The organism is Pedobacter sp. 10L46_2 (assembly GCF_056395165.1).
The window spans coordinates 1-9,116 of the sequence record NZ_JBFTIZ010000324.1; the positions used below are offsets into that span (position 1 = coordinate 1).

General features: G+C 38.9%; 10 protein-coding genes. 3 read left to right on the forward strand and 7 right to left on the reverse strand.

The window, feature by feature from the left end; all coding sequences use genetic code 11:
- Positions 1–52 precede the first annotated feature (52 nt).
- On the reverse strand, positions 53–415 hold the full coding sequence (locus tag AC1DDX_RS23795) for a VOC family protein (RefSeq protein ID WP_337715240.1): 363 nt from the start codon (positions 413–415) through the stop codon (positions 53–55).
- 81 nt (positions 416–496) lie between these two features.
- Positions 497–1,234 (reverse strand): helix-turn-helix transcriptional regulator, encoded by a 738-nt coding sequence (locus tag AC1DDX_RS23800; protein ID WP_288880848.1) that lies wholly within the window; start codon positions 1,232–1,234, stop codon positions 497–499.
- A 203-nt stretch (positions 1,235–1,437) separates the two neighbouring features.
- On the opposite strand from AC1DDX_RS23800, the gene AC1DDX_RS23805 reads away from it, so the two are divergent.
- Positions 1,438–2,082 carry a dihydrofolate reductase family protein gene (locus AC1DDX_RS23805; RefSeq protein WP_477622711.1) on the forward strand — a complete coding sequence of 215 codons (645 nt, stop codon included), beginning with the start codon at positions 1,438–1,440 and terminating at the stop codon, positions 2,080–2,082.
- Between the two features lie 53 nt (positions 2,083–2,135).
- Here the strand turns inward: AC1DDX_RS23805 and rsgA are convergent, their stop codons facing one another.
- Positions 2,136–3,188, reverse strand: coding sequence for a ribosome small subunit-dependent GTPase A (rsgA, locus tag AC1DDX_RS23810; RefSeq protein WP_288880843.1), 1,053 nt, complete (start codon positions 3,186–3,188; stop codon positions 2,136–2,138).
- A gap of 351 nt (positions 3,189–3,539) precedes the next feature.
- Between rsgA and AC1DDX_RS23815 the strand changes: the two genes are divergently transcribed.
- Positions 3,540–4,739, forward strand: coding sequence for a PQQ-dependent sugar dehydrogenase (locus AC1DDX_RS23815; protein WP_246269517.1), 1,200 nt, complete (start codon positions 3,540–3,542; stop codon positions 4,737–4,739).
- Between the two features lie 188 nt (positions 4,740–4,927).
- Here the strand turns inward: AC1DDX_RS23815 and AC1DDX_RS23820 are convergent, their stop codons facing one another.
- Positions 4,928–5,317 (reverse strand): hypothetical protein, encoded by a 390-nt coding sequence (locus tag AC1DDX_RS23820; protein ID WP_172660557.1) that lies wholly within the window; start codon positions 5,315–5,317, stop codon positions 4,928–4,930.
- A 15-nt stretch (positions 5,318–5,332) separates the two neighbouring features.
- Entirely contained in the window at positions 5,333–5,845 is a 513-nt protein-coding gene (locus AC1DDX_RS23825) for a hypothetical protein (protein ID WP_288880838.1), read from the reverse strand.
- 486 nt (positions 5,846–6,331) lie between these two features.
- Between AC1DDX_RS23825 and AC1DDX_RS23830 the strand changes: the two genes are divergently transcribed.
- Positions 6,332–6,643: a hypothetical protein gene (locus AC1DDX_RS23830; RefSeq protein ID WP_477622712.1), complete on the forward strand. Its 312-nt coding sequence runs from the start codon at positions 6,332–6,334 to the stop codon at positions 6,641–6,643.
- 356 nt (positions 6,644–6,999) lie between these two features.
- Here AC1DDX_RS23830 and AC1DDX_RS23835 read toward each other — a convergent pair whose 3' ends face one another.
- Positions 7,000–7,872: a helix-turn-helix domain-containing protein gene (locus AC1DDX_RS23835; RefSeq protein WP_337715248.1), complete on the reverse strand. Its 873-nt coding sequence runs from the start codon at positions 7,870–7,872 to the stop codon at positions 7,000–7,002.
- Between the two features lie 115 nt (positions 7,873–7,987).
- Complete coding sequence (locus tag AC1DDX_RS23840; protein ID WP_172660560.1) at positions 7,988–8,896, reverse strand: alpha/beta fold hydrolase; 909 nt, start codon at positions 8,894–8,896, stop codon at positions 7,988–7,990.
- Positions 8,897–9,116 lie beyond the last annotated feature (220 nt).

Sequence of the window (9,116 nt, forward strand, 5' to 3'; positions counted from 1 at the left end):
CAAATGTACTATTATCGAGGAAATTTAATGAGTTAGTATTCTAATATTTCGTTTATTCAGACCAAACTGCCAACTCATTACCATCCGGATCAATAAATTGAAAACGTCTACCGCCTGGGAAACTGAAAATATCTTGTGATATTATACCGCCGGCCTTAATAATTTTTTCTCTGGTCGTTTCAATATCCTTTGAATAAAGGATAACTAATATGCTTCCTTTTACAGGCCTGCCCGAAGTAAAGCCACCATCAATATAATCGCCTTCAAAAGCGGTGTAATTGGCACCAAAGTCGGTAAAAGTCCAATTGAAACATTCTGTATAAAACCTTTTAACAAGTTGAATATCTTTAGAGAGAAACTCTATGTATTGGATTTGTTCATGCTTAAGTTTGTTCTGTACTGATCTATTGCCCATAATGTCTGTAGATTTCTTTAGATTATAGATGCAAATGTAGTTGACAATACTGATCCATACTTTGGAAAAATGCGACAAATTTTATAGTTCGTTAGGTGTAACGCCCGTGTAACTCTTTATAGCATTGGCCAAATGTGCATGATCGTAATAACCGTGTTCAAAAGCAATCTCCGACATGCTTTTCTTTGATGATTTTTTCTGGATAGCTGCGTGCACAAACTGAAAGCGGGTTATATTAATAAATTCTTTTGGACTGATCCCCACATGCTGCTTGAAATGACGTTCCAGCTGTCTTACAGTAGTAAAATGCCGATTTGTCAATTCAACCACACTGATGATGCCTTTCTGTTTTTTAATGTCAGCTATAACAGGCATCAGTATAGGTGCTGGATGTGGTTTAAGCTTTTTAATAAAAAACTGATTAAGATATCCAATAGATTCCGTTATAACCCGATTGAAGTCGGGCGAAAGTTCTTTGTCAAGTGTTATAGTACTGTCGGTTGCCTCGTGCAGCGAGCCGAATTTATAGAAAGCAGAAAAGGCAGAAGGTTTGAAGCGTACTCCTAAAAGTTTTGTTTCCGTTTTCAGCTCAGTCATTTTGAAATGTCTCATAGTCCCCACCAAACAGATTTCTCCATTTTTAATATTGAATTGTCCATTGTCAGTCTTACAATCCTCGCCCAGATTTAAGATGATATCAACACACCCATCAGGTAAGATCTTTTCGAACACCGCGCTTCTTTCGTCGTTTGTTGTAGTCCAAAACGCATCAATATAATCAGCTATTGCCGGATGGGGCTTAGTTTCCTTATAGTTCATCACTTAATTGATTAATCAAATTTGGAGAAAATATCTTAAAAAAATTAGTATCCATAGGAACACTTGTCGCATTCTGCCCTTATTTAGTCGTATAGACACCACCAAAAATTAATTTTTCTAGCGAAATTTGTATTATAAAAAGAGATCGGCAGGCATATAAATTAACTCAAGACCTTAAAAACCAATTGAAAATGAATCTAAATATGAGTAAAGTAAAAGTTGCATGTTTTTCTATTTCCCTGGATGGATTTGGTGCAGGCGCCAAACAAGATCTAACTAATCCTTTGGGACTARGAGGTGAGGAACTTCACAACTGGATTTTTCCAACAAAAGTGTTTCGGAAGATGGGAGGTAAAAATGACGGAACTGAAGGCACAGATAATGAATTCGTAGAGAAGTCATTCGAGAACATGGGAGCTTGGATACTGGGGCGGAATATGTTCGGACCCGTTCGTGGAGCATGGCCAGATGATGAATGGAAGGGTTGGTGGGGCGAGGAACCACCTTACCATGTTCCAGTATTTGTTTTAACGCATCATGCTAGAAAACCAGTGACCATGAAAGGAGGAACAACGTTTTATTTTATTACCGATGGCATCGAATCTGCGTTGAAAGAGGCAAAAAAAGTAGCGAACGGAAAAGACATTCGTATTGGTGGTGGGGTTTCAACGATAAGGCAATATCTGCAAGCGGGCCATATTGATGAACTTCATTTAGCAATTTCACCTGTCTTCTTAGGTTCAGGGGAACACTTATTCTCAGGAATGGATATGGCAGCGCTGGGCTATAATCAAGTGCAAAAAGTGGCTGGAGAGAACGCGACACACATTATTATAAAGAAAGGATAGCCAGACAGGTGCTCCATTATTAGATGGAACACCTGTACTGAATAATAGGACGATCAACGTTTTTTTATTCTCTTAGCTTCATCTGAAACTCTAGCAAAATATTTATCTCTTTTGCGTTTTTCATGTTCAGAAGTAGAAAAATACCAAGATTCTTTTCGCAATTTGAGGTAACTGTTGTACACTTCAAATTTTAAAAGACCGTTGTTTACAGCTTCAACAACTGCACAGCCAGGTTCATCGACGTGCGTACAGTTCTCAAAACGACAGGATTCCGCGAAATCAGAAATATCGAATATATCTGCGAGTGCCTCAGGATTATCTGACGCTAAACCAAATTCTCTTACGCCCGGCGTATCTATTAGAATACCACTATCATCCATCAGAACCATTTCTCTTCTAGTTGAGGTATGCCGACCTTTACCTGAAGATTTGCTTATTTCAGATGTGGGAAGTACTGTCCGTTCACATAATACATTGATTAAAGAACTTTTCCCAACCCCTGATGATCCTACAAATACAATCGATTCTCCTTGCCTGATAAATTTTCGCACAGGGAGTATTGTCTCGGGAGAAAGAATACTTGTGAAAAATATTGGTATTTGCCGGGCAATATGTTTCAGCGACTCATCTACTTGATGGCGACTAAACTCCAAGTCAGATTTAGTGAGTATCAATACTGGTTGAATATTTTCTTCTAATACCTGAACCATAAAACGCTCCGTTCGGCGAACACTGAAATTGGCATCAAGGCTTTGTACAATAAATGCCTTATCAACATGGGATGCGATAGCTTGCCTGTCGGATATTGTACCACTCTTTTTCCGAAACAGCGTATGTTTACGCGGTAAAACATCAACGATTATTCCTTTATTATCGTCAAAAGGTTGAAAAATAATCCAATCGCCTGTACACGGAAGTTCAAATAATGACCTTCCATAAAGCAAATTGCCGGTTAGTTCGCACAACAGCAGACCACCTTCGGTAATAACCTCATAATTTGTTTTGTTTACTGCAGAAACACGACCATGAAAAAGATGTTTGTATTGTGATGTTTGTTTGAGTTGGAACAGACTGTCGTTCCAACCATATAATGATAAGTTATTCACTACTTATAATTTAAAATGATGAAATAAAATTGCTTAATTATCTATCATCCGAATGCTTTGCCCCATACAAAACACCTTTGGTAATACAGAAACTACCAAACATGCAATTTTAGAAACAAGACACCCGGAATCAGGCAGTCATTCCAATCGCTAAACTATAATATGTGAATAGTTGTCTTTGCATAAGACACGAAGGTACAAAAAACTAATTCAATGCCTTAATTCTAATTGTAAAACTAAAAATTTTATGATTTCAAGCCCCCTCTGTTGTGACTAGTGTAAAAAACACGTTGTATTCAAACATTAAGCTCATAAGGTTGTAACTTACCTGACATTAATCCAAATTGCATTATGTTTTCGAAAATTTATAAACCATTAACCCTGGGCGTTGCCCTTCTATCGTTAAATGCATCCAGCATGGCACAAACCGGTAAGCCGGTTGAAAAAAACAAGGCTAATAGCGAGTATAAACCTGCTTTCGCAGGGCAAACCCGTATCGGCAGCGTTAAAACCAAAACTCCGTATACCGCAAAAGTCATAAGCACTGAGCTAAAGGGCCCCTGGGGCATGCATGCTTTACCCGACGGCCGTTTACTGATAAGCAGTAAGCCGGGGACTATGCAAATATTGACAACTGCCGGTAAAATTGATAAAACCATTACCGGTTTCCCGGAAGTGCAATTTCAGGGACAAGGTGGTTTGCTTGATGTGAACATTGATCCTGATTTTACTAAAAACCGCATGATTTACTGGACCTATGCGCAACCGGGCGAGGGGGCTACCTTAGCCGTAGCTAAAGGAAAATTATCGGCCGATGAAACAAAGCTGGAAAACGTGAGCGTGATATTTGAAGCCAGTCCGCGTTTTAAAGGTGCCGGTCAGTTTGGTTCACGTTTGGTGTTTGATAAACAAGGCAATATTTTCATCAGCTCTGGTGACCGTCAATCTAATGATATTCGCGCTAAGGCGCAGGACCTAAGCGCAACCACCGGTAAAATTATCCATATTACTAAAGACGGCAAACCTGTTGCCAGTAACCCGTTTATAGGCCAGGCGAATGCCAAGCCAGAGATATATGCCTATGGCTTTCGTAACCCAGATGGTTTGTCCATTAACCCCGTTAATGGTGACCTATGGGAGACAGAATTTGGACCACGTGGTGGCGACGAGATTAACTTAATTAAACCAGGCGGCAACTACGGCTGGCCTTACGTAACTTACGGCATTGAATACAGTGGTGAAAAGGTCTATGATGGTATACAACAAAAAGAAGGTACGGTACAGCCAGTTTACTATTGGGATCCCGTTATCTCGCCAGGCTGCATGATGTTTTACACTGGTAACATCGCTGAGTGGAAAAATAACCTATTTGTAGGGGCACTCAGTGGACAACACATCATTCGTTTGGTGATAAAAAACAACAAAGTTGTGGGTGAAGAACGTTTGCTTTCCGATAAAAATGAACGCTGGCGCTGCATAGCCACCGGTAAAGATGGTGCTATTTATGCAGCAACGGACAGTGGTAAATTATACAAGCTAGCTAAGCAATAATTGTATCAACATCAGTCATACGAAAGATAAGACTTTATAAGTTCATACCCCCGTGCCGTTTATCATATTTTCAGATGGGGAAACCTTATAACCAAACCGTTTTGAAACTTCCTAATAACCTTCTAATGACGTTTATCGAATTTATTTACTAAATCTATCGTAGGATCTGTAAAGTCTCTAAAAGAAATTTAAAAAACTATAGCCGGAGCAGATTTAGAGAAACTTCCTGAAGCATCAGCCACTGCATCAATTGGTACTCCTACCTGACTGCCTCCTCTCTTGACTACAATTGTTACTTTTTGACCGGCTACTCCTCCATTTCCTGATATTGCGACAATGGCTGCAGCTACATTTGTAGCGTAAGTAATTTCTTTTGTCCATGGAAGCGATGCGACCGGATCATTTGCCGTACCACCTGTAGCAGTCGTATATGACACCATCAGTGTTGGTCCCGAAAAAGCTCCTGTGATCTCATAACGCACTGTGCGCGAGTTATTATCAGGCTTTTTATCTGAATTCTTCTTGCAGGCAACAAAAACTGCCACTACCATTAGTAGTGTAAAAATTGACTTTTTCATAAAGTATGTTTTTAATTAAAATTTAAGTGCTATTCCAATTCTGGCATTGGTACTGCCTATAGCGCCAAGCTCAGTGAATGCGCCAAGGTTATTGCTGAAGAAGTATTTGCCTCCTACGTATGCGCCCAGAAACAGTCCGCTTCCGTAACTATCGCCCAGGTCTTCACCATTGTCTTTCCAGGAAAAACTTCTGTAGCCAAGGGTTGGCCCTCCGTATAAATCTATCTTGTTACTGTTAATTTTTAATAATTGATTAACATGATAAGACGCTCTTAAGCCAAAGTAAATGGCCGTAAATTTGAGGGACAGGTATTCATTTGAGAGGTAGTCTGCATTTGCACCAATGCTGATACTACCTGTAATTCCCTGCTCATAAGAAAGACCGACAGGTATGCCTCCGTCATAAGAGGAGTTTACGCCAATACCGATATTGAGTAATTTATTTCCTTTTTTAAAGGCACCATTCTCTTGGGCGAACAATGTTGTGGTCGTAAAAAATACCAGGATAAGGATGTTAGCAATTTTCATTTTTATCATTTTTAATAGTTCTATGCAAACATAAAAATGATAAAAGCCTAAACTCGTTACCTTAAGTTAAGAAACGATTTGGTGTCGTAAATTTAAGAGGCTTTTCTAACCAGTCTCTTTCTCATTCTACTTAAAGATTGCGGAGTGATACCCAAATAACTCGCTAAATGGTACTGAGGAATTCTTTGAGCCAAATCCGGCCTTATTTCTAGCAAATTCAAATCTCGCTAAAAAATTTAACAGGATTTGATCCATTTTATCATTATTCAACTGCATATTTCTAATATTTAGGCGATAGGTATCAAATTTAATATTTCTTGTTGGTTTATTATTAGCCGTAAAAAATTGTTTCACATAAAAAACTATGAGAGTGTTAAATCTTCAAGAACTAAATACCCTAAGTAAGGTTCATTTCTTAACTTAAGTGAACGAGTTATGCCAACTCGCCAATCTACCTTTGCTTATCGTTTAAAAACTAATATACTTATGCAAAAGAAAATTTTATGTTTCGCCCTGACTTTAATGACGGCAAGCGCCCTACAAGTAAAAGCCCAATATTCCAAACAAGACAGCACTTATAGAAAGTATTTCATAGGCAGCACCTTATTTATGATAGCTAATGTAGTAGCTGATAATAATCCACCTGGTATGGCTTATCTGAACTTAGGTTACCGCATTACAGGAAAGGATGTAATTTCACTAGAGCTAAAAACTTGGAAATATGGCTGGCCAATTGGCATTCCTTACGGAAAATCATTTGAAGCAGAAGGAGAAAGGTTTCCAGGTCATATTCGTTAATAAGATTGACAATGGCTTTCAAATATTTAACACCTATTCCATTGGTTATCACATTAAACTTTTCAAGGACAGGCTTTTTTTTCAACCTTCAATAGCAATAACTCACCGCCCTTATCAATCAAAAATGCCTGATTCGTTTAAAAAGGTTGACGATAGATGGTCAAAATTCTTCTTCGGGCAGCCGGGATTGCATTTTGGATATAATTTCAATTGAAGTACCATAATGAACTCCAGATTCAACTGCCTCCTTCCGATGCCATTAAACAGTTAACAATAAAATTAACAGAAAAAACGCTGCCGCAACGCCTAGTAAGAGCTCTCTATTTTTAGTTGATCACATACAAGATCATTGACGATTAAGCCTGTTTTGGTTCATGTAAATTTAGGTATTTAGACCTGAAGCTAGATGGCGGTTCACCGGTCTTGATAAAAAATAGTCTACTGAAATAGGCAGGATCTTCATAACCCAGCGCGTAGGCAATCTCCTTTGCAGTTCTGTCGGTATGTACAAGTAATCTTTTTGCTTCTAGAATAATCCTGTTCTTGATGATTTCGTTCGGCTGTGGAAGGTTAAGTCGCTTGAATCTATGGGTAAGGGTTTTTGGGGCTATCATCAGCAGGTCGGCGTAGTCGGCAACATTATGCTTTTCCTTAAAGTTCACTTCGACTAATTGGGTAAATTTCCTAAAGAACTCAAGGTCATTGTTCGATCTGGCGGCCATCGCTCCTTCTAGGTGTTGCACCTTCCATAATCGGGTAGACTTGATCAAAAGCTGCTTAAGATAAGTCCTGATCATTTCCTCCAGCGATCCATCCTTGAGTTCAAATTCATCCTCGATCCGAGAAAACAGGTACTCAATAAATGTGGCATCCTGCTCGGGTATCACCGTCATCGGCATATTGCTAATGTTATTGAACAAGAATCCATCGCAGGCAACTTCCTCATCATGTAACTGTATGCAATAAAAGTCGCGGTTATAGAACACAAAAAGGCCGGGTTGCTCACCCAATTTCTCAATGCTCAGTACCTGATTTGGACTGATAAAGAAAAGCGTTGAACCAGTAGTAATGTAAACATTGAAGTCCACTTTTATCTCAAATCCTTCATTAAGATAAAGCACCTTGATATAGGATTTGTAAGTGTCGGAATTGATGGTTTCAATATTTTCTAGATCAACATTTACCATGCCGATGGTTTTAAGATTCGCATCAAAAATGCTCTGTTTCATAATTGGGCTAATCAAATGGATTAAAAAATAAAATTACCATTCTTGATGATGATTTCAAGATTGGTTAAAACGAAAATTACCTGCAAGTATTTAAACCAACAGGCAACTTTCATTATTATTTTTTCGCAAACTGCTCAAGCTCCGAGTTAAATTTGTCCATCTCTTCTACAAAAAGTGCATGCCCGCTGTTCTCGAATTTTACGATATAGGAGTTTTTTAAGCCTTTATTTAATTGCTCAGCCAGCGTAAAATCAATTAGTTGATCTTTTGTGCCCTGAAATATGGCTACAGGGATCGTGATGTTCTTAAGCACCGGACGCAAATCAAGATCACCAAGTGCACTGATAGATTCAGTAACAACATAAGGACTTGCAGACAGATTGATATTCTCCAACCATTTATCTACATTTTTTGGAAGAGTAGTGCCTTTTGCCGCGAATGCTGCTCCTAATCCTGCTATCAGGTCTTCTCTGCTTGTCATGGTTTGTTTAATCAGTCCCGCAGCGCCTTCCTCGGATATTCCGTAGTTGTAATCTGCACGTTGCTTCCAAGATGGAGCCGCTGCCGCAAACAGCGCCAGTTTGCTTACATGTGCTGATTTATATTTGTTCACATAGTGGATAGTAACTGCTCCGCCCATAGAAAAACCACCCAGCACAGCCTTCTCTATTTTTAAGGTATGAAGAACGGCATAAATGTCATCTGAAAAAACATCGAAATTGTACTTTCCATAAGGTTTATCAGATTTACCGAAACCACGCAATGAAATGCCGATCACCCTGAAACCCTTCCTTACCAAATACTGATATTGATATTGGTACATTTCATCGCTAAGTGGCCATCCGTGAATCAATACAATTGGTTGTCCTTCGCCAAGATCAGTTACGTGAAGTTTTACACCTGGCTCAACTTCGATATATTCCGTCCTTCCGGCTGAAGCTGGGATTCTTTTGCTTTGTGAAAAAGCGAACTGGCTTGTTAATAAAGTCATGATTAGACTTGCGGTTAAGATTAGATTTTTCATTGCTATTTTTTTAAATTAATGTTTGAAATATTTGTTGTTTGTTTACATTACAAAGATGGGGAGAATGCCAGCCTCATGAAATGGACAAACGGACAACAGTCTTGTACATTTTTCCCATAGTATAGATTTATAGAGCCCATACTAAATCATCATCAAGAAGCAATTGGACTTTTAGCCCACATACCATCTAGCACAAAACCATTCCTCGCACTACATAAGG

Excerpts from the sequence above, each read along its gene's own strand:
- AC1DDX_RS23795 (WP_337715240.1), bottom strand. The coding sequence starts at position 415 with ATGGGCAATAGATCAGTACAGAACAAACTTAAGCATGAACAAATCCAA.
- AC1DDX_RS23800 (WP_288880848.1), bottom strand. The coding sequence starts at position 1,234 with ATGAACTATAAGGAAACTAAGCCCCATCCGGCAATAGCTGATTATATT.
- AC1DDX_RS23815 (WP_246269517.1), top strand. The coding sequence starts at position 3,540 with ATGTTTTCGAAAATTTATAAACCATTAACCCTGGGCGTTGCCCTTCTA.
- AC1DDX_RS23820 (WP_172660557.1), bottom strand. The coding sequence starts at position 5,317 with ATGAAAAAGTCAATTTTTACACTACTAATGGTAGTGGCAGTTTTTGTT.
- AC1DDX_RS23825 (WP_288880838.1), bottom strand. The coding sequence starts at position 5,845 with ATGAAAATTGCTAACATCCTTATCCTGGTATTTTTTACGACCACAACA.
- AC1DDX_RS23830 (WP_477622712.1), top strand. The coding sequence starts at position 6,332 with ATGCAAAAGAAAATTTTATGTTTCGCCCTGACTTTAATGACGGCAAGC.
- AC1DDX_RS23835 (WP_337715248.1), bottom strand. The coding sequence starts at position 7,872 with ATGAAACAGAGCATTTTTGATGCGAATCTTAAAACCATCGGCATGGTA.
- AC1DDX_RS23840 (WP_172660560.1), bottom strand. The coding sequence starts at position 8,896 with ATGAAAAATCTAATCTTAACCGCAAGTCTAATCATGACTTTATTAACA.